Source organism: Psychrobacillus syltrankelensis, assembly GCF_055454035.1.
In genome coordinates this window covers 2629105-2656016 of the sequence record NZ_CM144227.1, presented here as the reverse complement: position 1 = coordinate 2656016, position 26912 = coordinate 2629105, and the positions used below count along the sequence as shown (strand labels likewise).

The window sequence follows — 26912 nt, the reverse complement described above, 5'->3', positions numbered from 1 at the left end:
GCCTTCTTATCTTTTAAAAAATACCCTGTAAAATAGATACTGAAAAAAGTCTACTTTACAGGGTTTATTAGATAACAAATTTACATTTTAGTTCCTATTCGACCTGCTATGAAAACGAAAATCTCTTACCCATAATGGAAGTCTTATGAATAAACTCAAGATGAGTGTGATTAATACGAGTAAAGCAGATGTTTTTTGAGCAATATCTGCTGCATCATCCACAAGTGCTTCTGATTGGACATACCATAAGTGCACCGGTAAAGTTCCTCCTTGCGACATGAAATTCCAATCCCACATCTCCCCGGATGTACCAGTACCCCCTACTAATAGTATTAATGCGGACTCACCAAATGCCCTACATGCAGCAAGACTCACTCCACTAATAATTCCATTTAAAGCAGCAGGTATTACTATTTTTACAATGGTTTGTGATTTAGTCGCTCCTACCGCATAAGAAGCTTCTCTTAAATCATTATGTACAGTCTGAATTGCTTCCTCTGTAACTCGAGTTATCACAGGTAAATTTAATAGTGAAAGAGTAATACCTGCACCAATAATAGTTAGCCCAATATTAAAAATATCGACAAATAACACATAACCAAATAAACCAATTACAATAGAAGGAACTGATGCCAAGCTTTCCACACAAGTCCGTATAAACTCTGTAAATCTATTGTTTGGTGCATATTCAGATAAATAAACTCCTGATCCAATGCCAATTGGAATCGAAATAAATAGTGAGATGATTAACACATAGATAGAGTTAAGTAAAAAAGGACCAATTCCTCCACCCGCATCAATTTCACTAGGTAATCCAACTAAAAAATCAAAAGAAATCTTAGGTAATCCCTTTGATAAAATATATAGGAGTAATCCAAAAATAAGCACTAAAATAAGTGTTGTGATAATCCATAAACACCACGTGAATATTTTATCAGTTGTTTTTTTTATGTGTTTATATAACTTGTTAGATAAATCCCCAGTCATTTTCATGCTCCTTTTACACGAAGCTTTCTAATAATTATAATCAGTAAGTTTGAAATGAGTAGTAATAAGAACGCCATCATATACAATGCGTGATTCCAAGTTGAATCAAACTCTACATCAATAATTTGATTCACAATATTGCTTGTTAAAACTGCAGTTGGGGTCAATAAGTCAGATGGTAGTTGAGGAGTGTTACCTATAACCATTACAACTGCCATCGTTTCCCCTATTGACCGGGCCATACCTAAAATAACAGCTGTGAATAGTCCAGGTGCTGCGGAAGGTAGAATCACTCTAATGATGGTTTGCATTCTTGTACTCCCTAGCGCATAACTTGCTTCTCTCAAATCAGAAGGCACGGAAGAAATTGCATCATCACTAATTCTTGAAATAGTGGGTAATACCATGATGTTTAATACTATAGCTGCTGCAAGTAATCCATCGCCCATAGTAGCTCCTGTTATATTTCTTAAAAAAGGAATAAGTACTGTTAATCCTAAGTATCCGTAAACAATAGATGGAATACCTACTAATAAATCTAAAACTGGACGCAATATTCGCTTAAGCCATTTTGGAGCTATTTCGGCAGTAAAGATTGCAACCCCTATCGAAATAGGTGCTGCAAATAATAAAGTCAAACCCGTTAAAGCAAGCGTTCCTAATATAAATATGGCCGCTCCGAATTTGTCATCATACGGTTCCCATATTGTAGAAAAAAAGAACTCTTGAAAAGAAACGTCTTTAAATACTAATAATCCAGTACGGCCTACAAAAATAATAATGGATAATAAGGTTAATCCTAAAATCAAGACGCTAAATAAACAAAAAAACTTAAATAATCGATTTTGAAAATAGGTACTCTTTGTAATTTTTTTTTCATATCTACTTGTTAACAAGTGCTCTATTTTACCCATAGAATCCTCCAAATACCAACATAATGCCAGCCTATTAAACGGCTGGCATTTTAATTTACTGAAGAACTTACTTCATTTTATCAATTGGGATAAACTTTAGTTTTGTTAAAGAACCATTTTGAAATTTAGCGCTTTGAATATACTTTATAAACTCAGCATCAGCGCCTTTTGGATCCCCTTTTGTTACTAGGTAACCATAACTCCAAACTTTATACGTTCCTTTAATAACGTTTTCAGTCGTAGCTGCTACACCGTTGAAATCAACTGCTTTAATATTTCCTTTTACGTAAGCAAAGTCTACGTAACCAAGAGCATTTGGATTGGTGTCAACAGCAGTAACCATTTCTCCACTTTTTCCAACTTCTTTATAGTTCTCACCTTTTGTCATAAAGGCTGCCCCGTCTAAAGCTTTCATTTGATAGTTTACGCGTGTACCAGAACCATGTTTGCGGTTTACAACAACTATTTCTGCATCATTTCCGCCAACTTCTTTCCAGTTTGTAATTTTTCCAGCATAAATATCTTGCAATTGCTTTGTTGTTAAATTTTTCACAGGATTCGCTTTATTAACGATAGTAGCGAATGGAATCGCAGCTACTTTGTGCGCTTTCAAATCTGTAAAAGCTTTAAATCCAGGTACTTCTTTCGTCGCATCCCAATCGACAGCGCCTATTGTTGCAGCACCTTTTGATACAGATTGTGGACCTGCAATAGAAGAAGAGCCGGACACAGATACAGAAACTTTAGGGTTAATTTTTTTAAATTCTTTCGCTGCTTGTTGTGTTAATGGAAGTAATGCTGTAGAACCAGCTACAACAATCTTCCCCGATGTTGCTGCTGAAGCAATACCACTGAATGCAAATCCTACAGATACAACTAATGTTAGAGTTAAAATTACTATACGTTTAATAATATTCACTGATCATCTACCCCTTTTCTTATTTCGTTAATGTTTCCATTAATCCGTTTTTAAATAAAACTAATTTTTCACCTATTGTTCCTGGTGTCGTTGCAACGATGGATTTTCCATCATTTGAAACGGAGAAAGATGTTAATTCTAATTTTGTTTGTGCAATGTTTTTTAACTTTTTGGTAACAGAGTTCCATTCATAAATAACCGAGTATCCGTTACTTTCTTTTACCAAGATCATTACTTCCCCTTTTGTAGTGACAAAAAGATCTTTAATGTCTTTGTTTGAAATAAGGGTTGAACCAGCATTTTCTGAGTTAATGACTTTTACATCAGGAAGTTTATCACTCTCTGCATCTGCACTTACATACACAATATTTCCATTTGCTAAAAAGCCCGGGAAAACTTTATTATCTAGTGAAGTAGTTACAGGAACTGCTTTTGGTTCCACATCATCTAAGTTAATAACATAAATTTGCTGCTCAGTTCCTGTTAAGTCTATTTTGTCTACCTCTGGGTTTTCACCTTCAGTAAGTGATGTGCTTCCTTCTTTACCTACTACATAGAGAAGCTTTTTACCATCCATTGACAAACGAAGATCCGTTTTGTAAATTAATTTATCTTCAAAGATTTTTGTAATAGAACCATCTGTCACATTTATAGAGGAGATTACTTCACTTTTATCACCTTGTAAGAAGTAAACTTTTTGGCTATCTTTTGACCAAACAAATTCTAACTTTACAGAGTCATCTTTTAGATTTATTCCATTAATTTTTTTAGTTACTAAATCTACTAAATAAACATATCCACTTTCGTCAGAATAGATAGCTTGTTTTCCATTAGGAGAAACTACTAGTTCCGTTGCATTTACTGTGAATAATCCTTTTTTAGCAGAAGTACTCACAAGTAATGAGCGACTTTCTGTATCTGTTTCATTTGTTACAAGAACAATATCATTGTCGATCCATTGTGGATTGAATGTATCACCACTTACTAGTCCTGCAGTTGAAACAAAGAACCCGTTTGGAAGGGTAAGAATTTCTCCATCCAACGCTTTAATTAAATCGGAAAGTTCTGCATACACAACATTTTTTACTAATATAGGATTTTCTTTTAAATTTACGGATTTATTATTTACTACCATCGCTTTGTTTGATAATTTCAATTTGATCGTTTTACCTTTTTTCGTTACTATTACTTCGTTATTATTTACCGTTGTAGAAGCAGAGAATAATTTCGCAATATCTTGTACCGAATATAATTGTTTTCCATTAACATTTAGCGCTTTTACCTTTTTATCATTTCCATCCACTTTTAATGATTTTTCCGTCATATTAAAAGCCCCTGAAACAGACACTAAAAGGTTTTTATCAATTAATACATCACCGCCAAGCGTTTTTATGAAAGAATCTGCTTCCACAAATAACGTTTTACCTACTAATTTAGTTGGGGTGCTTAATTTTATGTTTTTACCATTCACTACTACATTTGCAGAATTTACTTTGTAGTCCATTTTTTTGACTTGTTTACCGGTACCCTTTGATACTTCATAAGTTTTTGTTTTGCTATTGTATTTCACTGTAGCAACCATTATTTGAGATAATTGATCAAGTGAATATAGCTTTTTCTTGTTTAATTGTGTAACAGAAATTACTTTTTCTTGTCCATTTACAACAATTGTTTCTTTTTGAGCATTTTGCTGTTGTTGTATAGATGCTGCACTTACGTGATTTACTGCTACAGGAGTTAATACACTTCCCGATAATACAGCAGTAGCCATAACTAAACTTGAAATTTTACGCTTCATTTTCTCTTCCCCCATTTAGTTGCACTCTTTTATTGGAAAAACTTACCTTTTCAAGAAACTCCCCTCTCTGTTTCCTATTAAGTTTCTAATTAGAATTTTATTCCTGAATTATTAAAATAGTTTGATGCTTTTGTAAATTAATTGTGTGCTTTTTGTAAAAAACTGCTTGGTTTGTTCATCTAAGAAAAACGCAAGTGCGGTTTAATCCTTTCCATTTCTCCAGTGCTTTGGACTAAACATTCACTACACTATTACCGTTAGATTTAGAGGAGTTGGAAGTGATTGCATCACTTCCAACTCCTCTATTTTCGGTTATCTTGTAGCGGATGTTTGTCCGTCGCTCTCTTGGAATGTGAATCGACATGGTGCATTGGGTTTGGATAATGAGAGATAAAACTCTTTCCTACTCTTTTAAAGGCGTCCGAAGATACAATTTCGGACGCGGCTTCACTTCTTTATAAATCGATACTGCCTATTTTTTCTCTACTTCCACTTGTCCTATAGATAAACAAAGGAAGGTACCAATTTATTAATTTAATGGACGAAGCATATTCTTTCCTTGTAGGGGGAAGCGGCGACTCCTAGGAGATAGCCGTTCCCTCCCGCGCAACTGGGTAGCGGTTTAATGCTTGTTCCCTGGAAAGTGCTTCCGCCTGTTCATAACATAAATTTTTTTATACTTTCTTTCAAAAAAAACGTGGCGAGTTCAATTGAACTCACCACGCGTTTATTTTTAATTAGAGATCCTGATAATCTCTCTGATATTTGCCGCCATCTTTTACTTCCGAGTGATATAAAGCTTTTAATGCAAAACTTTTTTCTAAGTCATGCTCTTTCATAACTTCTTTTAATCTCTTGGAAAGTTCGGGACTGTACTTCACTAATTCTTCCATTTTAGATTTTGAATATTGCATAATTGGTTACCTCCGCTAAACTAAATTTGTCTTTATAGTATAACACTATAGGAAAATACCAGTACAGTTCTTCTGATATTACGGCGTAGCAGGAATGATGGCCGCAATGGTAGGCATATTATTTAGGCTGGTATTCTTGCTTCATCCTCATGACGGTTGGTTGCCAAAAACGTTTAAACGGTTGAAACTTAGAATAGCTAAAAGTGCAGGATAAAACATGTAGTACTTCTATCCACAACTAAATCGTTTGCTATAATAGAAACAATAGATAGAGCGAACTGAGGTGACGTTGTGTATAAAACAATTGGAATTCTTGCACATGTAGATGCCGGAAAAACTACCTTTTCCGAGCAACTTCTTTATCATACAAAGACGATTAGGCAAAGAGGTCGTGTCGATCATCAAGACTCCTTCCTCGATAGTCATTCGATTGAAAAAAATAGAAGCATTACCATATTTGCTGATCAAGGAATATTTACTTATAACGATTCTACTTATTATATTATCGATACTCCTGGTCACGTTGATTTCTCTCCAGAGATGGAGCGAGCAATTCAAGTGATGGACTACGCCATTATCATTATTAGTGCAGTAGATGGCGTAGAAGGTCACACAGAAACCGTTTGGCAGCTACTACGGAAACACCAAGTACCAACTTTTTTCTTTATCAATAAAACCGATTATGAGGAAACAGATACTGAGAGCATTCTAGCTGAAATGCGTGCTAATTTATCAAAAGATGTATGTGATTTAACTAATTCTTTTAATGATGAGTTCATTGAGTTTATTGCCGAACGTGATGAAGAACTTTTAGAAAAATATATGGACACTGGTTATGATCAAGACTTGTGGATACAGACATTAAAACGAATGATTCAAGAAAGTAAAATTTTTGCATGTGCAAAGGGATCTGCATTAAAGGATGTCGGTATCCTTGAATTTTTAGATACACTCGATATGTTAACAAAGACTGTATATAATCCAGATAATGATTTTGCCGCACAGGTGTATAAAATTCGCCATGATGAAAGTGGAAATCGAGTCACTTTTCTAAAATTATTAAGCGGGAAGCTAAAAGTTCGCGACGAAGTGAGATATGATGAGCAAACAGAGAAAATTACACAGATTCGACTATATAACGGAAATAAGTATAAACCCGTCGATCAGGCCATTGCAGGTGAACTAGTTGCTGTAAGTGGGCTAACTGCAGCCTCAATTGGTGATGGAATTGGAGCTAACAATAACAAGGTAGTATACGATATGATTCCAACCTTAAAATCAAAAGTCATCTTCAAGGATTCCATTCACATCAAAGAGGTACTGAATTGTTTTAAACTTTTGGACTCAGAGGATCCTTCTTTACGTGTTTATTGGGATGAGCATTTTCAAGAAATCCATGTACATGTGATGGGTGTGATTCAACTTGAGGTACTTGAACAAATTGTTCTAGAGCGGTTTCATTTTCACGTATCCTTTGGCGAACCTAAAATTCTTTATAAGGAAACAATTGATACCTCTGTGAAAGGTTATGGACATTTTGAGCCGTTAAAACATTATGCAGAAGTACATCTTTTAATCGAACCAGCGAAACGTGGTAGCGGGATTTCATTTGAAAATATATGCCATGCGAATGATTTATCAATTGGCAATCAAAACTTAGTCCGACATCACTTGTTAGAACGAGACCATCATGGGTTACTAACAGGTTCTGCGCTAACCGATGTAAAAATTACGCTACTTACCGGTCGTGGGCATAATGAACATACATCCGGTGGAGATTTTAGAGAAGCGACTTACCGAGCTCTAAGACAAGGCTTAGAAAAAGCTCAAAATGTCTTACTAGAACCATTTTACGACTACAAAATTAAAGTAAATATGGATCTAATTGGACGAGTCTTATCTGACATTCAACAAGCTCACGGAACCTTTGAATCACCAGAAAATATGGGAGACAAAGTAATCGTCAAAGGACGAGTACCTGTCGCAACATTTATGAATTATAGTACAGCTTTTGCTTCTTTCACACATGGTAAAGGAACTCTAAGTTTACTATTTGGGGGATATGACCGATGTCATAACATAGAAGAGGTCATTGAAAAAATTGGCTATAATAAAGAAGCAGACCCTGAATATACATCCACTTCAATTTTTTGTGCAAAAGGGAAAGGTTATAAAGTTCCATGGGATGAAGCGGAGGAAGCAATGCATTGTCTTTAGACTGATGGAAAACACTTTCATTCAGTCTAAAAATATATTTCATATCTAAGGAGGAATTGCTAATGATTGCAACGATTCAAAAAGAGGATGAAGTCTACACTGCACATTACGAACGACATTTTCACCATTCGGTAGAGAAGGTTTGGTCGATGCTGACTGATAACGAGCAGCTACAACAATGGTTCACGGAACTAAAAGTTGTTGATTTACGAAAAGATGGCTTGATCAAGTTTGATATGCAAGATGGAACTTTCATTGACATGAAGGTTCTAGATTTTGAACCTCTTCAAGTATTAGCTTTTGAATGGGGTAAGGATACTGCAAGATTTGAATTATCTCCTGATTCTGATGGATGTCGTCTAGTTTTTATTGAAACTCTCTCATCCTTTACAGAACAAACAATAAAAGATCTTGCAGGGTGGCATGTATGCCTTGATGTGATTGAAATATTATTAGATGGACAAACAGTGACCTCTAGAGAAGATAAATGGAAAGTTTGGTATGTGAAATATAAGGAGCTTCTCAAAACATTCCTATAAGAAAAACGCAAGCGTCTTTTAGTGCATCTTGTCTTTACTATTTCCAGGGTGCTTGGGACGAATATCCGACTACACTATTACCGTAGTTATTTAGCTCGTGAAGTGCCCGCATCACTTCACGAGCCATTTTTTTCGGTAATCTTGTGGTGGATGTTTGTCCGTCGCCTTCTTGAAATATGCAAAGACATAATGCATTTATTTTGGTTAATGAGAGAATAAATATTTTTATGAGAAGCAAAAGTTAAAAACTGTCATAGAGCAACTAATTGTAAGGAGAAAGCTACAGATTTCACAGTGACAGCAACCAATTTTATCGTGAAAGCAACCATTTCTCAATGTAGTGAGTTAACTTTATGTGAGATGGCATAAATCAGTGTTATACAATCTGATGAGCCGTCACAAACGTGAATACGGTGTTTATGGCTCATCGCTCACCCCGCGGAACACGTCCACCTAAAACAGAAATTAATTCTTTAAAGTACTATGAACACTAGTTTCAGACGTACTTTTTAAATAATAGACACCCTACAGTGAACATTTACTGTAGGGTGTCTTAATTTAATCATACCGAAATATCAAAAATCGTTCATTGCTATTTTGGTCATATAATTCTGGTACTTTCACTTCTTTTATTAACTCAAAAGCAGTATTTAACTCAAGAAACTGAATATAATCCGAAGTAGGATAATACAGGATGATCTCAACAGAACGCGGATGACTTTCAACTGATTGAATAATATTACTTATAACCTTTTGGAAGATTTGAACGGAAAATGGATTGAAAAAATAAAAACGGTTTTCTCCATATTCCACTTCATACTCCTGTGCAAGGATTCGTTCAAATTGAATGGAAGCTCTTGAATGCTTTGCTCGCTCCAAATATTTTATTAAGTTCTCCATCGCCTCTTGATATAGTTGACCACTCATTTCAACCCCTGTTACGGATACATGAAAATGATGATGAATATAAAATGGAAACCGTCCTTTGCCGCAACCAAAATCTACAAATTTATCATTCGAATCACATGCATACTCATCAAAAAGAGCTTTTAAAGCTATATAAGGGGTTGCTTCGTAACGATTATAATGAGTAGACTGATGTTGCCATTCTCTAATTCCCTCTGTCTTAACACGAAGCAAACGATCTTGATCTTGTTCTTTCATAGCGCCTCCTTCTATTCATTAAACATTCAAATGAAAAACAAAAACAAGAACATAACCAAGAATGGATAAAAATACAGAACCAATGAGACCAGCTACAAAAGGCTTCACGCCTAACCTTCTAAATGTTTTGATGTCTATATTTAATCCTAATCCCGCCATTGCCATAGCAATAAGCAGATAAGCTATTAAGACTAGAAAACTTGCAATTGATTCTGGGAAAATTTCAAGTGTATGAATACCACTCATCACTAGAAATCCAATAATGAACCAAGGAATACTAGACATCGAAAATTTACTTTTCTCTCCGTTATTTTCCCCTCTTTGCGTAATAAAACCTATTACTAAAGCAACTGGCACTAACAATGCAACACGTGTAAGCTTTACAATAACAGCCAAATCTACTGCGTCACTTCCGCCAGGAGCTGCCGCTGCAATAACATGGGCAATTTCGTGAAGAGTTCCTCCGGCAAAAACACCGTATCCTTTTACAGTTAAATTTAGTATTGGATAAATAAAAGTATATACTAACGTAAACAACGTACCAAGTATAGCAATTGTAGCAACTCCGATAGCCGTTTCATCGTCGTTTGCTTTAATTTGTGGTGCAATAGCTACGACTGCTGCCGCTCCACAAATAGCTGTACCGCAAGCTGTTAAAATACCTAGTTTCTTTTCTACACCAAACAAACGGGTCAAGCCATACACAGTGAAAATGGCAAAAAGGATATTAATAAGTGAAATAAAAAAAACGCTTAACCCAGCATCATAAATATCTGACAAATTCAATCGCATACCTAATAATATAATACCTATGCGTAATAATTTCTTACTTGAAAATGTTACCCCTTGTTGAAGTTGTGCTGGCACACCGATTGTCGCACTCCAAATCATACCCAAAATAATAGCAATTACTAATTGCCCCATTATTGCTAGAAATGGAACTCCAGCTAATACTTTTGCTAACAAAGCGATGATTAAAGTAATCCCAATTCCGTAAAAGAAATGTATATCTTTTTTCATCTTAAAACCCACCTCCTCCATTTGTAAGTTCACTATACGACTTGTTTAATTATTAGTAAAATACATATATATAATGGTCATTATTAATATTATTAATAAAGGATGGGAAGAGATGTACTATGATGCACTAAAAACTTTTGTGACACTTGTGGAAGTAAAAAACTTTACAAAGGCTGCAACAATCCTTCATATTTCTCAACCTAGCGTTAGTGTTCATGTCAAAAATCTAGAAACAGAATTTCAAACAGAATTATTCATACGGTCCCCCAAGTTATTAAAGATTACTCCATCAGGAGAAATCTTGTATGAACGTGCTAAACAAATACTTTCTATGTATGAGCAAACACAAAAGGATATATTAGAGCATCAACATGAAATAAGAGGAAAGTTAATCATTGGTGCTAGTTTTACAATAGGAGAATACATTCTTCCCTCTTTAATCATCGAGCTGCATGAAAAACATCCAAATCTTGAACTTGAGATATTCATCGGAAATACGGATGAGGTTGTACAATCTGTTCGATTATTTAAAGTTGATATTGGGTTAATAGAAGGCCAAACAAATGATAAGGAACTACAAGTAGAATCGTTTATGGAAGATGAATTAGTTATTATTAGTTCTCCCAATCATACGCTAGCTTCAAGAAAGTCGCTTACTATCGATGACCTTCAAAATCAAACGTGGTTTATGAGAGAGGAAGGCTCAGGAACACGGGAATACTTAAAACATGTCATACGTTCAAATGGATTAAAAGCGGAATCCATAGTCACTATTAATAGCAATCAAGGAATTAAAGAAATGGTTACCCTTAGTGAGGAAGGCCTATCCCTATTATCAGTTCATACAATTTATAAAGAAATTAAAAATCATGACTTAGCTATCCTTCCTCTTAACCAAATGCCTTTTAAACGTATGTTTTCATATGTTTGTGCCCCAATTATGGAAACGAAAAGACATGTTTTAGCATTTAAAGATGTTTTAATGGATAAAGATAAAAGTGGAAGTTCAGTTTAGGTGCATCTTGTCTTCTCTATTTCTAGAGTGCTTTGGGACTAAACCTCAGCTATACTATTACCGGAGGAGTATGGCTCGTGAAGTGACTGCGTCACTTCACTTCACGAGCCTTTTCGCTAATCTTATGGCGGGTATTTGTCCGTCGCCCTCTTGGAATATGTGAAGACTTGATACATTTGTTTTGGATAATGAGAGATAAGATGCTTTCCTACTCTTTCAAAGGCGGACGAAGATACAATTTCGTACGCTCAACACTTCTTTATCAATGAATGCTACCTATTTTTTCAGGTTCCACTAGCTCTATAGATAAACAATGGAAAGTACTAGTTAATTATTTCTACGAATCATGTTGCCTTTCTTAGCTGCACTGTTGATTGGAGCGGAAGGCAGCGACTCCTAGGGGATTAGCAAGTATATCAAGACCCTGGTCTGAGCGGTCAATTGATCAAAGGCTAAGAGCGCCACATCGTGTGGCAACTCCTTTGTGACCAACGTCGTGTTGGCCCGAAGCGGCTTGATGCGTGCCCCCGGAAACATACTAACATTAGTAGTACAGACCACGGCCATGGTCTGTGCTACTATTTTTTTATAGTAGAAGTGAAGTAAAGTCGAGCGGACGCGGGGATCTTAGAATCCGTAGAAGGAAACCGATTCACTTCACACCCTTATTTGAATCAGTTTAGTATGTTGGATCCTCGAGATCGTGTATAAGAAAGTGGAATCGATAAGGCACTGTGAAGGCTTCTATGAAACAACCTAAGAAGGTGGATGAACGATGAAACATGTAATTGCTTTTGATGTAAGTATGGTGAAATGCACAATGGTTGTGTATGATCGCAATCAACATTGTGAATATGAAGGTGAATTGGAACACACAGTATCCGGTTTCCAATCCTTAATAGAGAGTATCGATTTATTAAGAGCACAGGACGGTCAAGCACCTGAAATCGTGTTTGAAGCTACAGGCGTCTATTCGCAAGGTCTGGAGAGCTTTCTGCAGACGCAAAAATATCCTTATAGCCGAATTAATCCTTTGCAGGCTAAAATTGAAATGGCTTCCATGCGTAGAAATAAGACAGATATCAGTGATGCCCATGAACTTGCCAAGTCTCACTTTAAATCGGATCGCTTTGAGACCTACGTACAAGATGAGTATTTTGAACAGATGCGTGCTTTACCACTAGTTATATTAGCTATTTTCCTTGTAACTTAAAATCTCCAATTACATATATACTTTAACATTAAAATATATAACGTTAAAGTAAATAGGTTTATATTATTCACCAAATACATGCGATAGTACCCACTGATCACTTAGACCAATTTGAGTTTCAACATTCTTTAGTGGATATACACTGTAAGGATTACCTTGTACAACAGCAGTCGCAAAAAAAGAAGGCTGCACATGCAAGATTACTTGTTTATCATTTACCCTCTTTTTCAAAATCGTTACTTTCGCTATACCTCCAACATTCGTATAACTAAAACTCTGCCCCGAAAAAAAGTTTCCTAATGAATAAAACACATGTGTTTCGTGTCCACTGCTTGTAGTAAGCATTTCATACTTTTGTATAACGTGTGGATGATGTCCAAAAATAATGTCAGCCCCTGCATCCGCCATCTTTATCGCTAGTTGTTTTTGTTCTTCATTCGGTTCAAGTTCATATTCACTACCCCAATGAATACTCACTATAACAATATCCACTTTTTGTTTTAATGCTTGAATATCCTGGGATATGCTTTTAGTGTCTATTTTGTTTACTAAGTACTCTTTTCCATTTGGAGTAGAATAGCCATTCATTCCATATGTATAACCAAGAAATCCAAAACTAATATCTTTTACTTGTAATATACGATCAGTTTTTTGATCTTCCCATGATTCATATGCCCCAATATAAGGAATATCGTACTTTTTCATATGATTAATAGCCGATAAAACACCTGCTTCCTTTTGGTCAAGTGTATGGTTATTCGCCATTGAAATTATATCGACTCCGACCGTTTTCAAATCTCCAATAATATGTGCAGGACTTGAGAAATTAGGATATCCTGAGAATCCAAACTCGGTTCCTGCAGGTATAGATTCTTGATTAGCCAATAAAATATCTAATGATTCTAACTCCCCTCTTATTGGTTCAAAAGATGGTAGAAAGCTTTCGTAATTGTACAATGGATGATGTAATAAAATATCTCCAATCATACCAATCTCTATAATCTCCTCTTTATAATCCATATGAAATGTCGAAAATTGTTTCCCGTGAAACTTTTCATTAAAAGGTTCGTTCACTTGAATATTTGAAAAAAATAAGAGCGAAACAACTGATACCAGTACAGAAAATAAGTTTTTTATAAGAAACACCTCCCTTGCATTCATTTACATTAATTAGCTTATTTATACAAATTAAAGTGCATATTACTATCCATTCTCCCTTCATTCGACATTCATTATATTTTTCTAGATTGTATTGACCTCGGTATTAATAAGCATATAATGATTATAATGAGTGATTACTCACTTTTATAATTAAAGGAGGAATGCAAATGACTTCAACCATTGTATTAGATCAAGTTAGTAAAAGTTTCGGAAAAAAAGCTGTCTTAAATAACATCAGTATTTCAGTTAACTCTGGACAAATATTCGGATTAATAGGTCCGTCAGGTTCCGGAAAGACTACGTTGGTAAAAATTATTGTAGGTATGGACCAACCATCCATTGGCCAAGTACACGTACTAAACATAAAAGTTCCTAATTTGAATCTTCTAAAAAATATCGGTTATATGGCCCAGGCAGATGCTTTATACAATGATTTAACTGGTCAAGAAAATCTTGCATTTTTTGCTTCGCTTTACAAATTGAATAAGGATGTGCAAAAAAAGCGGATTGCTTACGCTGCCAATTTAGTTAGCCTAACTCCCCATTTAACCAGCAAAGTGCAAAACTATTCAGGAGGAATGAAAAGAAGACTATCCCTTGCAATTGCACTATTACATGACCCGCAAATATTAATTTTAGATGAGCCAACTGTTGGAATTGATCCGGAACTTCGAAAGTCTATTTGGGCAGAAATAAAACGACTTAAAACTGAAGGAAAAACAATATTAATAACGACTCATGTGATGGACGAGGCAGAAAAATGCGATCAACTCGCTATGGTTCGAGATGGAGAAATAATATCGAGTGGTTCACCGTTAGAACTAAAAAACAATTACGAAATTGATAGTCTAGAGGAGGTATTTTTGAGAGCTGGAGGTGTAAAAGATGAGAACAATCGCATTAGTTAAACGAATTTGTATCCAAATGATTCGGGATAAACGAACACTTGCATTAATGATGGTTGCTCCATTAGTCATTCTAACTCTTTTGCATTATTTACTCTCATCAGACTCAACCTCTCCTATTTTAGGTATTCATGGTGTGGAAGAATCTTTAATAGAACAAATAAAAGAGAAAGATATTGAAGTTGTCTTATATGATGAACTGTTAAACACAAAACAAGTAATATTGAACGATAACTTAGATGGACTGCTTGAAATTGAAGGAGATTCGATTCATTTAACCCTTACCAATGATCACCCCTCTACTTCAAGGTTATTACAAACAAAAATAACTCAGGCTATTTCGATTGAAAACGCAAAGACAAAGTCTAATAACTTGAACAAATTCATTCAAGATATTCAGGGTAAACTTTCAAATGTTCCAGCAGGAATAGATCGATTAAACACTCCCGAAATAGCTACTACTTATATTTATGGAAGCGGCGATACTACTTTTTTTGATCAATTAAGCCCTATTTTAGTTGGTTTCTTTGTATTCTTCTTTGTCTTTCTCATTTCCGGTATTGGATTATTACGAGAAAGAACTACCGGTACATTAGATCGTTTAATGGCAACACCTATTCAACGACGGGATATTGTATTTGGCTATTTAATTGGATATGGATTATTCGCTATTATCCAAACATTAATCGTTGTATTATATTCAGTTAAGGTTTTAAATATTATGCTCGTTGGTTCTCTTTGGAATGTCGTATTAATTAATTTGTCTTTAGCACTTGTTGCATTGTTGCTTGGTATTTTATTATCTGCTTTTGCGAACTCAGAGTTTCAAATGATGCAGTTTATTCCGATTGCGATTATTCCACAAGTCTTTTTCGCAGGTATTCTTCCAATAGAAGGGTTGCCAGCCTGGATGCAAATTATTGCTAAGTGCATGCCAATGTACTATGGTGGAAATGCATTAGTGGACGTTATGTATAAAGGATTGGGACTAGAAAGTATTAAAAACGACATCTTTGTATTATTAGGTTTCGCCTTTATTTTTATTGTGTTAAATATATTGGCTTTAAAGAAATATCGAAAAATCTGAAAGGAGTAGACTATGTCCGAAGACGAACTATTATTAGAACAATTATTTGACGAAGAAAAATTCACTGATAAACAGAAAAAAATTATCGTTGCTGCCATTGAATCATTTTCGGAAAAGGGCTATGCTGCCACTTCTACAAGTGAGATCGCTAAAAAAGCAGGCGTAGCTGAGGGAACTATTTTCCGTCATTATAAAACAAAAAAAGAGTTGCTCATTTCCATTGTTGCTCCACTCATGACAAAACTAATAGGACCAATCATTGTAAATGATTTTCACAAGGTATTAGATCAGCCCTATGAAAAGGCCGAGGATTTTTTGAGAGCAACGATTGAAAACAGAAGAGAAGTTATAAAAAAACTCCTTCCAGTCATAAAAATAATGATTCAAGAGATCCCTTTCCAGCCAGAATTGAAAGAACAGTTTCTGGACCAGATTGCGAAGAAAGTTTTTGATCGGATACTAATTGTCATTAAAGGATATCAAGATAAAGGACAACTAATTGAAATGCCCCCAGCTAGTATAGCGAGATTAACAGTCACAAGTATTTTTGGCTACTTGTTTTCTCGTTACATCTTCTTCCCTGACAGTGAATGGGATGATGAACTAGAAACAGAGCGTACCGTCCAATTCATCTTGCATGGAATAGGGAAATAGAAAAAGCGCCCAATCTACGGGCGCTTTCTCTATTAAGTGCTTAACCTTTTCTATGTCGAATAGATACGTATAAAAAGCCAAAAGCACTTAAGAAACGTAATCCAGAGCTAATATACATCGCTATTTCCATTCCTAGTTGATCCAATAACCAAATGCCGACTTGAGGAGCAACGAAAGCAATGAAAGCAAGCAACACATTGTACGTTGTTATACAATACGTACGAGATTCCTCGGGCGATTGCTCCAATAATAAATTAAAAAGTATCAATACAGTACCAGACAAGAAAAAGCCTGAAATAGTTTGGACAAATGTTAAATAGTATAAGTTAGTAGATAACACAGTTAGAAAAGGAGTAGTCGCCATACCTACTGCAGCCCATATAAAAACATGCATATTGGACTTTTTATCTGCCCATTTTTTCCACAAAGGAAACGTTAAAAACTGTATGAGCATATTACCAACTGAAAACATACTAATCCAAAATATTGTTGCACCCGCTACTCTTACATTATAAATATTAAATAATCCCCAAGCCATTTGCCAAGCAAAATTAAAAAATAGTGCTGCAGCTAAAAACCAAACAAAGTTGCTATGTTTAAAAATGCTCCAGTCCATAGACTTCTTTTTTACTTGTTCATTCCCTACTTGCACAACTTCTTCTTTATGTTTTAATAGGAAAAAAACTTCTAATAAGCCAAATCCTAAAGCAATTGTGAAAAGTATTTGATACGCTACAACACTTTCCGAGGAATCTTTCATTAAAATACCGATAAGTAACGTCGACACAAGTCCGACCATCGTTAACAGTCGGTTTCGATCACTAAAAAATTGCCCTCTTCTAGATTCTTCGATCATTCCACTAATGAATGTTTGCCAACCAATATTGGCTACTGTATTCGGGACGCTAATGAAAGCAATAATTCCTAAAAATGCCCATCTTTGGAGAGAGGTAGAAGGCAAAAAAACAACTAGTACAATCAACAAGAACATTAGTCGAGCGAGTAAAACAGACATTGCAACCAATTTCTTCTGAGCACGCGCCCGATTTAATAATATAGCTGCTGGAATTGTCATTATTAGAGCAATTAACGGAGGCAACGAACTAATTAATCCAACTTGATAATTAGTTGCTCCCAATATCGTAATTGCGAATATGGGAAAAAAGTTATTAGAAAAATTAAGTGCTATAGTAGATGCCATTCCGTGGTAAATACTAATCTTTTCATTATACGGTCTCATTCTATCAGCCCATTCAATAAAAAATATAGGATATGCTAGAATTATATACTTGCATGCACAGAAAACAAGTACTTCGAGACACAAAGTTTATTAAATTTGGATAAATCGCTTTTTTGCGTATACATACGTAACAGCAAGTGCTGAAAGAATGGTTAAACCGTTAAGCAAAATGCCAATTACGGGTGCTCCAAAAAATGTACCAATTGCGTTTGGTTTTCCAACTCCAAGGCGATGACCATGACGACGCTGCTTATAAAACATTGGCTGAAAAAAAAGATGAATCAAATTCAGCTACAAAATAAAAAGATCTCCCTTGTTGCAAACTTTCAAACTGCAACAAGGGAGATTTTATATTATTGATTTTAGCCCGAATAAGCCTTATTAAAAGTTTTTAAAAAATAACCTAATAACATCTGCCCCACCAATAAAAGCCCCCAAAGAACCCACTAAGTTAGTAAGGACAACTACCAGTAAGATACGTGTAACCTTATTGTGCCAGAATCCTTTTACAGTAAATACATCTTCGGAAAGAGTTTCGAAATCCCCGATATTTGGTCGACGGTAATATGCCTGTACAATTCCCGATACCCATCCTGATGCTATTAAAGGATGTAAAGTAGTGATGGGAGCCGCTATAAATGCCGATAGTATTGCAAGTGGATGACCAAGAGCAATAGCCGCACCAATAGCCGCAGTAGTCCCTGTCCATAATATCCAACTAAATGCTTGGTCAAACCCTGCTGTGGGATTTGCTACAAAGGTGTAAGCTACAATTGCAATAAGTAGCACCGGTATTACCCACCCAAGAATTTTTGGAACAACAGATTTTGGAGGGGTTTGAGCTAACGCTTCTAAATCATGTTCTTTATGAATCTCTTTAGTAATACCAGGCACATGCGCAGCACCTAACACAGCAACTATTTTTTTACCCGGTGCATCTTTGATTTTTTGCGCTAAATATTGATCTCGTTCATCGATTAAAGGAGTCTTTAACTTTGGAAAAGATTCGGTGAACTCAGCAAGAACAGCGTTAAGCGTATCCTGTGATTTCATTTTTTCGAGTTCTTCTTCTGATATACTTTCTCTGCTGAAAATACTAAAAAACACGGAAGTAAGAAGTTGGCTCTTTCCTACCCACCCAAGATTATGCCAAATACGAGAAAAGGTAATTTGTATATTTCGATCAGCTAGCACGAGATTTGCACCTGTTTCTTTTGCAGATTCAATCCCTTGAATCATTTCCTGCCCCGGCTTTATGTCAAATTGTTTTGCTAAACGATTTTGAAACGAAGATATAGCTAGATTCATTAATAGGAGTGTAGCTTTTTTTTCTTTAATTACTTTAAAAATATCTGTTTCTTTCCACTTATTGCTGTCCATAACAGACTGGTATCTTTGTTCATCTAATTCAATACAAACTGCATCTGGTCTTTCTGCTTCAATCACTTCTTTTACTTGTTCTGCACTTTGTCTAGATACATGCGCAGTACCGATAAGTATGAGTTCTCTACCATCTAGGTTTATACGAGTAATATTATCCTCTTTCACAAGCTTCTTCCTTTATAGAACATATTTCTTTTGCGCAATTTTCTACTTTTAACTACGAAAAGACTGTCTATTATTAATAATGAATTAGATTAGGATAAATTTCAAATAGTTTTACTAATTAAATCAATTTCGTAATTCCAATTTAGAGCAAAAACACGAACATTATTAAAGTGAATTGTATGAATATATATAATTTACTCTTCATAAATCAGCATGATTTCCGCTATAGGCGGACGCTTTCCGCGGGGTGAGCGATGAGCCATCACCGCCGCATTCGCGTCGTTGTAATGGCTCATCTGTCTCACTCATCCCGCTGGAGTCGCCGCCTGTCGCTCCAATCAATAAATTAAGTATTGCTCGTGTTTTAATAATTAAATGCTATTTATGAAATTAGCTCAAATTAACAAAGAAAAGGTGAGACATTTCCAAAAAAATCTTGAGAAAAGGTTTTTCGATGGAAAAGTGATACACTAATTAAATAATTTAATTAAGAAGGAGTAATGCGAAATGTTTATTGTGACAAATAGAATTAAAACAAAACTAGGCTTTGCAGAAAAAATGGCTCCTAATTTCACTAAGCCAGGTGCATTACAAGAAATGGAGGGTTTTGTAAAAGTAGAAGTAACTCTTACACAAAACCTAACAGACTACGATGAGTTAAATGTTAATATGTACTGGGAAAACCTTGAGAACTTTGAAGCTTGGAAAAACAGTGATGCATTTAAAGAATCTCATAAACGACCAGAGCCAGGTTCAAAAGCAGCTTCTCAAGAATCACCCCTCCTTGGAAGTGAATTAGTTATTTCAAAAGTTGCATCAACGATTGAAGCCAGTTCTTCTAAATAATACTGATTTATTTTAAAACTCCTACTTATGCGGTTATACAACGCTTAAGTAGGAGTTTTTTCATGAAAATTCTTACAACTTTTCATCCACTTAAATATTTGTTATACTAAAATAGTTACCCGGGATAACTATTATCGTTGGTAACTACTTTTTTTATGAGGAGTGTTTATTATCAAAATATATAGAGAATTTTTTCAACATTTTTTACAGCTATATCGTCCATTTGAAAATCATTTAAACCTTCAACTGGCGAAGCATGATTTATACCGAGCACAGTGGACTATTATGTTCTACTTATCTGCCAATGGTTCTGCGACACTTGTCGAGCTTTCTAATTATCAAGGTGTAGAAAAGCCCACTATTACAAGAACGATTAATCGTTTAGAAGAGTTAGGATATGTTGAGCAGCTAGTTAGCCAAGATAAGCGAGAAAAAAGAATGCAGCTAACGTTACTTGGAAAAAATGTTTATGAAGATGTTCGAGTAACAATTGATGAATACGAGCAAAATATTCTAAAAGGGATATCTAATGAGAATCAACTAAAAGTAATTCAGATTATGGATGAAATACGCAAGAATATTTTAGTACAAGGAGCTAAATAACATGGATAAATCTAGACCAAAACTATGGACGAAGGATTTTATCGTTGTATCTTCTATCAACTTTTTATTAACGCTAATTTTTTATTTATTAATGGTGACAATCGCCGTTTATGCTGTTAACGAATTTGATGCCTCTACAAGTCAAGCAGGTTTAGTAACAGGAATTTTTATTATTGGAACTTTAATTGGACGTCTTTTCATAGGACGAGTAATTGATCTAATTGGTCGCAAAAAAACATTGCTTATCGGTTTAACTTTATTTACGCTTACAACCTCTCTATACTTTGTAAACCTCGGTTTAACATTTTTACTTATAAATCGATTGCTTCATGGTTTAACCTTAGGGATAGCAAGTACTGCAGCAGGAACGATTGTTGCACAAATTATTCCGATGACAAGAAAAGGAGAAGGAATAGGTTACTTTAGCATGAGTGCAACACTTGCTACTGCAATTGGACCTTTCATTGGTTTGTATATGAGTCAACATACAAGCTTCCACGTGATCTTCGGATTTTGTCTTGCATTAGGAATATTTAGTCTCTTCACTATGTTCTTCCTGTATGTTCCCGCAACTGAAAAGCCAATGAAAACAGCTGAAACGACAGGGTTTAAACTTTCTAACTTTGTTGAACCAAAGGCACTACCTATTGCATTTATTACATTAGCGGTTGCTTTTTGTTATTCTAGTGTTCTTTCCTTTATCAACTTTTATGCAATTGAAATAGATCTAGTAAATACAGCAAGCTTCTTCTTTATCGTATACGCTATAGTAATTTTATTATCACGCCCATTTACGGGTCGTCTCATGGATACCAAAGGTGCAAATTATATTATGTATCCAGCTTTTTTTGTTCTCGGTGCAGGTATGTTACTCCTTAGCACAGCAGGTACTAGCTTCACATTATTATTAGCGGGTGCTTTAATTGGACTTGGATTCGGTAATATGCAGTCCACTACTCAAGCGGTAGCCGTTAAACTAACACCGCCTCATCGAATGGGGCTCGCGACATCCACTTTCTTTATCTTCTTGGATGCGGGACTTGGTTTCGGACCTTATATCCTTGGATTTATCATTCCCTTAACAGGCTACAGTACTCTGTATATAATTTTAGGTATACTAGCTATTATTACATTCATTCCATATTTCTTTTTGCATGGGCGGAAAGAAAAAGCAAGCTTTGCAAAATGATATAAGAAAAACGCAAACATCCTTTAAACCTATTTTCAAACGTTTCTAGAGGGCTTTGGACAGACTTGGGCTATATCATTACCGAAAGTTATGAAAGAGGCAGGTCGTCGCTCTCCTTCAACTTTAGGAATAGGTTTAAAACCTGTTTGGATAATGAAAGAAAAGATGCTTTCTTACACATTCAGGAAACTCCCAAAAATGCAATTTCGGGAGTTATTTCAATTCTTTATTTGATGTAAGCCTCCTATTTTCACCGGCACATCCATACATAAAAGTTTGCGACGAGCTTGCGCAGGAGCAAGGAAAGCGGTTTGATGCTTGCCCAACTTGCAAGCGTACAGCTGTAGCGGAGATCACCCTGTTCATGGACAAAAAATTCATATACTTTTTTATTCTGCAAGAAGAGGCTATCCAAAATAGGATAGCCTCTTCTTATTTAATGCTCCATATTAACGCTAAATAGCTAGAAAATACAAATAGAATACTTAGTAAAAAAGTTGTCAAAGCTGGTGCTTTCTTAAGAAATGCATATATAGTCAACCATATGAAAAGTATCGATAATATCAATAAGGATAATCCCGTAGCATTTAATGTGAGTTCTACACGAAATGCTTGAAGATTCTGCCCTTGATAAAAATAGCTAAATAGTTTTGAAGGACCTTCATTTTTAAACGTACTTTCACTTGGTGGTGATTGGTGACCTAGTGCAGCAGTGACCGAAAAAATGAGTAACACTACTAAACTCTCCACTCTCGCCCAAGGTTTAGGATTAAAGCTTGGATCTGTTTGTAGTTTCTTTTTAATGAATATACTATTTATAGTAGCGTACAAAAGTAACGGAATAATTAATAGGTGTTTGATTAGCAAAAGTTGTCCATATGGAAGCATCCAAGCATCTGTATATGTAGCAAAATCGACTACAAACGTCATGAGCACCAAGCCGGAAATTATCGTTATGCCGAAGCATATAGCCGCAACTGGTGTAAACCATTTTAAAAAGTTCAACCAATTGGAAGTACCTTTTGAAAACCAACCTACCATTAGTAAAATACCAATCCACACCGTAACCGCTGTAAAATGAGTTGTATGTGTAATTAACCCTTTTATATGCTCAATAGAAGTAGCATGACTTGCCCAACCTAATCCTAAAATTAAAAGAAATGTAAGGATTAGCCCTCCAATTGAATAAATGCGGTTTTTTTGATTTTTAAACGATAGAAGAAAGATGAATAATATGCTAGCAACTAAAAAAGTAAAAATCCACGCTTTCCCAACTTCAAAAGTATAAAGAACCATTTGAAGTGTCTCACTAAAATCATTTCTTTTATCTAAATTCAGCACTAGTAGAAACATAGGAATAAAAGAAAAGAACGCAATTCCAATTGTAGCGACAATTTGTATCCACCTTCGCACTTCTACTTCTGGCTTCAAAGAGCTTGGCAGAAGTGCAATTAGAAAACTACCAATTAATATAGAAAAACAAAGATATACTAAAATTTCACTAATCGTAATCATGAATCTATATTATTTCTTTCTACGTAACAAAAAGAAAGCTCCGCCAATAATTATAATTAATCCAATTACAACGACAGGAATAACATTGGAAGATGATTTAACTTCTTCTTTTTGTTCTACTGTTGTTGGATTAGCAGCTGGTGCTGAAGTTATATTTGCTTCTTCTACTTTTTCATCTTCCACTGGTGTTTCAGAAGCCGTGGGAACCTCTAAGGTAAAAGGTACATTACCTTCGATCTGATGTCCGTCTGCTCCAACAATGTTCCAGTCTATTTCATAACTTCCATTAGGCAAAGTAGTAGATATAGTACCGGTCAGTTTTTCTTCATTTATTGTAATATTGTCTACAGGAATTTTTTCTCCAGTTGAATTTTTCAAGTAAAATGTGCTACTTTTTTCTAATTTACCTTCAAAAGTTAACGTAATTTCACTCAGTTCATTCGTCACTACTTCTCCATTTGCAGGACTGGAATTCTCTAACCCTGTATGTGCAAAGGCACTATTCGCAAATGTAAACATAAAAACAAATGCAATAATAATTATCTTTTTCATAAAAAATCCTCCTAAATTAAATTCTCTATCTTATTATAACTACTCTTTGTGATAAAAGTATGAAGTACCTCTATATACTAAAAAATGAAGAGACTCTGTTAAGTCTCCTCATTTTTCCATTAATCTATTTCTCTTGTGACATCTCTACTAAATAAATCATCCGATTTCTACCTTTTTGCTAATTTCCAGTTTAGGTTCTCGGCTTTTTCAACTTTAACAATGGATTCCATAATTTCTCCATATATAATCGTTTTATTCCCTCACCTATAACCTTTACATTATTTCCTTCTAAAACGTTGGTCATTTTTAAAACTCCTGAAGTAATAATTATTAAACATGTGCCGATTAGTACAATAAGTAAATAAATAAAGCTTCCTCTTCATGTTGAAGGGAAGCTCTATAAATATCAAGTATTATTACTAAAATTATCCTATAATATTGAATTATTTACACAACTATTTTAGTGTTCGTTTTAAAAATTCTCTTGTTCGTTCTTGGTTAGGATTATTAAATATTTGTTCCGGAGTGCCTTCTTCCGCAATAACCCCTTTATCCATAAAAACGACACGATCTGATACTTCCTTTGCGAATTCCATTTCATGCGTTACGATTAACATGGTAAGCCCTGTTCCAGCTAGTTCTTTCATGACTTTTAGAACTTCTCCAACCATTTCAGGATCAAGCGCGGAAGTAGGTTCATCAAACAACATTACATCTGGCTCCATCGATAACGCTCTAGCAATCGCAACACGTTGCTTTTGACCTCCTGATAACTGGCTTGGTTTAGCATTCACATATTGAGACATACCAACGACTTCCAAATATTTCATCGCTGTTTTTTCAGCATCTTCTTTAGAACGTTTCAGCACTTTCACTTGTCCAACAACACAATTGTTTAAGACATTATGATTATTAAATAGGTTAAACGATTGAAAAACCATTCCAAGCTTAGTACGATAAGCGTGAATATCATGCTTGTTATCTAATATATTTTCTCCATTATAAATAATTTGACCACCACTTGGTTTTTCCAGTAGATTAACGCAACGAAGGAGAGTAGATTTACCAGAACCCGAAGAACCAATAATACATACAACTTCACCTTTACTAACCGAAAAATCAATGTCTTTTAATACTTCATGGGAACCAAAGGATTTACTTAGATGCTCAATTGCAATTACCTTTTCCATATCATCAACTCCTTTGATTACTGATTTCCTGTATTATTTATTGGTTGTGTGACTTGTGCTGGCTGTCCAATCATGCTGTAATTCGCAGGACCATCTAGCCTTCTTTCAAAATAACGTAGGATTAGTGTAACTGTATACGTCATGACGAAATACAAAATACAAGCTACAAAAAAGGATTCAAAGTAACGGAAGTTATTTCCCGCAATTGATTTCGTTTGGAAGAATAATTCCGATACACTAATTACATTTAGGACGGACGTATCTTTAATATTAATAATAAATTGATTTCCAGTCGCTGGTAAAATATTGCGAATCACTTGTGGTAATACAACGTGAAGCATCGTTTGTATATGATTCATACCAATCGCTTGCGCTGCTTCAAATTGCCCCTTTTCAATAGATATAACACCGCCACGAACGATTTCTGCCATATAAGCCCCTGTATTAATAGAAACAATAAAAACTGCTGCCATAATAGGGTTCATATCAATATTAAATGCTAGCATAGATCCATAGTAAATAACCATCGCTTGCACAATCATTGGTGTTCCACGGAAAAACTCTATATATATAGAAAGAATAATATTCACTATTTTTAATATAATTTTTTTGGCTGTTCTTTCAGGCATAGGAATTGTACGTATTACACCAGCCAATAAACCGATAACTGCTCCTATTATAGTACCAATGATAGATATTAATAGAGTATATCCTGCTCCTCGAAGGAACATCGGCCAGTTATTGGTAACAATTGAAACTACCCACTCGAAACTCATCATATTCCTCCTTTAAACATGAAAACCGACTGCTTGGAAGTTGCAGCCGGTTATCCTCATCATTATTCTGCAGCTGGTTGATTTTTTATTGCATTATCCATAATTTCTTGTCTGTCTTGATCTGATATTTTGGCTAATATTTCATTGATTTTATCTGTTAAATCACTATCTTTTCTTAGCCCAACTGCAACTGCTGTTTCTTCTTCCGGTGCTTTAAATCCATCTGTAAATTCTATCATCGCAAAGTTTTCATTAGCTGATGAAGCACTAATTCCTTCTGGACGTTCTGATACATAACCATCAATTTTACCTGATTCCAATGCAACACGCATTGCAGGGAAGTTATCCATAGCTGTTTGTTTTTTGACGCCATTAATTTGATCGATTACACCATAATGTGATGTATTTAACTGACCAGTTACTTTAGCACCTTTAAAATCTTGTATAGATGTTGCTCCTTCATAAGGACCGCCCTTTTTTACTACCATAACAAAATTAGATGTATAGTAGTTATCTGAGAAATCGATTGTTTTTTTACGTTCTTTTGTAGGTGACATCCCAGCCATAATTGCATCAATTTTTCCAGAAGTTAACGCTGGTACAAGACCATCCCACTCTGTCTTTACAATTACTAATTTTTTCCCTAATCCATCCGCAATCTTTTTGGCAATCTCTACATCGTATCCACCTGCGTATTCTGCATTACCGTCAAGCTTCACTCCGCCGTTAGAATCATTCATCTGTGTCCAGTTGAAAGGTGGATATCCTGCTTCTAATCCTATCGTAAATGTATCTTTTTCTTTTGTATCATTGTTAGAAGAACCTGAACCATTACTCTTTGAGCTTGTTCCACATCCTGCCAATACCAACATTGTCGTAAGGAATAGCCCAATAAATATTGATAACTTCTTTTTCATCATTGTTTCTCCCCTTTTTAAATTTAGTT

Annotated in this window: 25 protein-coding genes and 1 pseudogene; 10 read left to right on the top strand and 16 right to left on the bottom strand. The window is 35.1% G+C overall.

Annotated elements, in window-relative coordinates; genetic code table 11:
• Positions 1–87: 87 nt before the first annotated feature.
• The 5 genes from pstA to ACTSKG_RS12795 all read right to left on the bottom strand — a co-directional run bounded on the left by pstA (position 88) and on the right by ACTSKG_RS12795 (position 5532).
• Positions 88–987, bottom strand: coding sequence for a phosphate ABC transporter permease PstA (gene pstA / locus ACTSKG_RS12815; RefSeq protein ID WP_464754980.1), 900 nt, complete (start codon positions 985–987; stop codon positions 88–90).
• A 2-nt stretch (positions 988–989) separates the two neighbouring features.
• Positions 990–1901, bottom strand: coding sequence for a phosphate ABC transporter permease subunit PstC (pstC, locus tag ACTSKG_RS12810; RefSeq protein ID WP_464754979.1), 912 nt, complete (start codon positions 1899–1901; stop codon positions 990–992).
• 67 nt (positions 1902–1968) lie between these two features.
• Positions 1969–2820, bottom strand: a complete 852-nt coding sequence (locus ACTSKG_RS12805) for a phosphate ABC transporter substrate-binding protein (protein ID WP_464754978.1) — start codon at positions 2818–2820, stop codon at positions 1969–1971.
• A 19-nt stretch (positions 2821–2839) separates the two neighbouring features.
• Positions 2840–4618, bottom strand: coding sequence for a stalk domain-containing protein (locus ACTSKG_RS12800; RefSeq protein WP_464754977.1), 1779 nt, complete (start codon positions 4616–4618; stop codon positions 2840–2842).
• Between the two features lie 737 nt (positions 4619–5355).
• Positions 5356–5532, bottom strand: a complete 177-nt coding sequence (locus ACTSKG_RS12795) for a hypothetical protein (protein WP_090567581.1) — start codon at positions 5530–5532, stop codon at positions 5356–5358.
• A 291-nt stretch (positions 5533–5823) separates the two neighbouring features.
• Here ACTSKG_RS12795 and ACTSKG_RS12790 point away from each other — a divergent pair, with 291 nt between their 5' ends.
• Positions 5824–7749, top strand: a complete 1926-nt coding sequence (locus ACTSKG_RS12790; RefSeq protein ID WP_464754976.1) for a GTP-binding protein — start codon at positions 5824–5826, stop codon at positions 7747–7749.
• A gap of 62 nt (positions 7750–7811) precedes the next feature.
• Positions 7812–8288: an SRPBCC family protein gene (locus tag ACTSKG_RS12785; protein ID WP_464754975.1), complete on the top strand. Its 477-nt coding sequence runs from the start codon at positions 7812–7814 to the stop codon at positions 8286–8288.
• A gap of 558 nt (positions 8289–8846) precedes the next feature.
• Here ACTSKG_RS12785 and ACTSKG_RS12780 read toward each other — a convergent pair.
• Positions 8847–9452: a class I SAM-dependent methyltransferase gene (locus tag ACTSKG_RS12780; RefSeq protein WP_464754974.1), complete on the bottom strand. Its 606-nt coding sequence runs from the start codon at positions 9450–9452 to the stop codon at positions 8847–8849.
• 18 nt (positions 9453–9470) lie between these two features.
• Entirely contained in the window at positions 9471–10493 is a 1023-nt protein-coding gene (locus ACTSKG_RS12775; RefSeq protein WP_464754973.1) for a YeiH family protein, read from the bottom strand.
• A gap of 91 nt (positions 10494–10584) precedes the next feature.
• Here ACTSKG_RS12775 and ACTSKG_RS12770 point away from each other — a divergent pair, with 91 nt between their 5' ends.
• On the top strand, positions 10585–11487 hold the full coding sequence (locus ACTSKG_RS12770; RefSeq protein ID WP_464754972.1) for a LysR family transcriptional regulator: 903 nt from the start codon (positions 10585–10587) through the stop codon (positions 11485–11487).
• 775 nt (positions 11488–12262) lie between these two features.
• Complete coding sequence (locus tag ACTSKG_RS12765) at positions 12263–12700, top strand: IS110 family transposase (protein WP_464754971.1); 438 nt, start codon at positions 12263–12265, stop codon at positions 12698–12700.
• A gap of 63 nt (positions 12701–12763) precedes the next feature.
• Here the strand turns inward: ACTSKG_RS12765 and ACTSKG_RS12760 are convergent, their stop codons facing one another.
• A complete protein-coding gene (locus ACTSKG_RS12760; RefSeq protein WP_464754970.1) occupies positions 12764–13846 on the bottom strand; it encodes a CapA family protein in 1083 nt (360 codons plus the stop codon).
• 182 nt (positions 13847–14028) lie between these two features.
• Between ACTSKG_RS12760 and ACTSKG_RS12755 the strand changes: the two genes are divergently transcribed.
• Genes ACTSKG_RS12755 through ACTSKG_RS12745 form a run of 3 tightly spaced genes read left to right on the top strand, consistent with a single transcriptional unit; the run spans position 14029 to position 16507 of the window.
• Positions 14029–14769: an ABC transporter ATP-binding protein gene (locus tag ACTSKG_RS12755; protein ID WP_464754969.1), complete on the top strand. Its 741-nt coding sequence runs from the start codon at positions 14029–14031 to the stop codon at positions 14767–14769.
• A complete protein-coding gene (locus ACTSKG_RS12750; RefSeq protein WP_464754968.1) occupies positions 14747–15853 on the top strand; it encodes an ABC transporter permease in 1107 nt (368 codons plus the stop codon). Before ACTSKG_RS12755 ends, ACTSKG_RS12750 begins: the two co-directional genes overlap by 23 nt.
• A gap of 12 nt (positions 15854–15865) precedes the next feature.
• A complete protein-coding gene (locus ACTSKG_RS12745) occupies positions 15866–16507 on the top strand; it encodes a TetR/AcrR family transcriptional regulator (protein WP_464754967.1) in 642 nt (213 codons plus the stop codon).
• A gap of 40 nt (positions 16508–16547) precedes the next feature.
• On the opposite strand, the gene ACTSKG_RS12740 is transcribed toward ACTSKG_RS12745, so the two are convergent.
• The 3 genes and pseudogenes from ACTSKG_RS12740 to ACTSKG_RS12730 all read right to left on the bottom strand — a co-directional run bounded on the left by ACTSKG_RS12740 (position 16548) and on the right by ACTSKG_RS12730 (position 19295).
• On the bottom strand, positions 16548–17747 hold the full coding sequence (locus tag ACTSKG_RS12740; RefSeq protein ID WP_464754966.1) for an MFS transporter: 1200 nt from the start codon (positions 17745–17747) through the stop codon (positions 16548–16550).
• Between the two features lie 90 nt (positions 17748–17837).
• Positions 17838–17975, bottom strand: a pseudogene (locus ACTSKG_RS12735) (ABC transporter permease); the annotation flags it as partial.
• A 153-nt stretch (positions 17976–18128) separates the two neighbouring features.
• The gene (locus ACTSKG_RS12730) at positions 18129–19295 is read right to left on the bottom strand and encodes a TraB/GumN family protein (RefSeq protein ID WP_464754965.1); all 1167 of its coding nucleotides are present in this window, start codon (positions 19293–19295) and stop codon (positions 18129–18131) included.
• 507 nt (positions 19296–19802) lie between these two features.
• Between ACTSKG_RS12730 and ACTSKG_RS12725 the strand changes: the two genes are divergently transcribed.
• From ACTSKG_RS12725 to ACTSKG_RS12715, 3 genes are all read left to right on the top strand, one after another.
• Positions 19803–20141, top strand: coding sequence for a heme oxygenase (locus ACTSKG_RS12725; RefSeq protein WP_464754964.1), 339 nt, complete (start codon positions 19803–19805; stop codon positions 20139–20141).
• Between the two features lie 171 nt (positions 20142–20312).
• Positions 20313–20744, top strand: coding sequence for a MarR family winged helix-turn-helix transcriptional regulator (locus ACTSKG_RS12720; protein WP_464758028.1), 432 nt, complete (start codon positions 20313–20315; stop codon positions 20742–20744).
• 1 nt (position 20745) lies between these two features.
• Positions 20746–21933, top strand: a complete 1188-nt coding sequence (locus ACTSKG_RS12715; protein ID WP_464754963.1) for an MFS transporter — start codon at positions 20746–20748, stop codon at positions 21931–21933.
• 432 nt (positions 21934–22365) lie between these two features.
• Here the strand turns inward: ACTSKG_RS12715 and ACTSKG_RS12710 are convergent, their stop codons facing one another.
• From ACTSKG_RS12710 to ACTSKG_RS12690, 5 genes are all read right to left on the bottom strand, one after another.
• On the bottom strand, positions 22366–23448 hold the full coding sequence (locus ACTSKG_RS12710) for a copper resistance D family protein (RefSeq protein WP_464754962.1): 1083 nt from the start codon (positions 23446–23448) through the stop codon (positions 22366–22368).
• A gap of 9 nt (positions 23449–23457) precedes the next feature.
• Positions 23458–24000, bottom strand: a complete 543-nt coding sequence (locus ACTSKG_RS12705) for a copper resistance CopC family protein (protein WP_464754961.1) — start codon at positions 23998–24000, stop codon at positions 23458–23460.
• A 455-nt stretch (positions 24001–24455) separates the two neighbouring features.
• A complete protein-coding gene (locus tag ACTSKG_RS12700; RefSeq protein ID WP_464754960.1) occupies positions 24456–25190 on the bottom strand; it encodes an amino acid ABC transporter ATP-binding protein in 735 nt (244 codons plus the stop codon).
• A 17-nt stretch (positions 25191–25207) separates the two neighbouring features.
• On the bottom strand, positions 25208–25966 hold the full coding sequence (locus ACTSKG_RS12695; RefSeq protein WP_464754959.1) for an amino acid ABC transporter permease: 759 nt from the start codon (positions 25964–25966) through the stop codon (positions 25208–25210).
• Between the two features lie 62 nt (positions 25967–26028).
• On the bottom strand, positions 26029–26883 hold the full coding sequence (locus ACTSKG_RS12690; protein ID WP_464758027.1) for a transporter substrate-binding domain-containing protein: 855 nt from the start codon (positions 26881–26883) through the stop codon (positions 26029–26031).
• Positions 26884–26912: the final 29 nt, after the last annotated feature.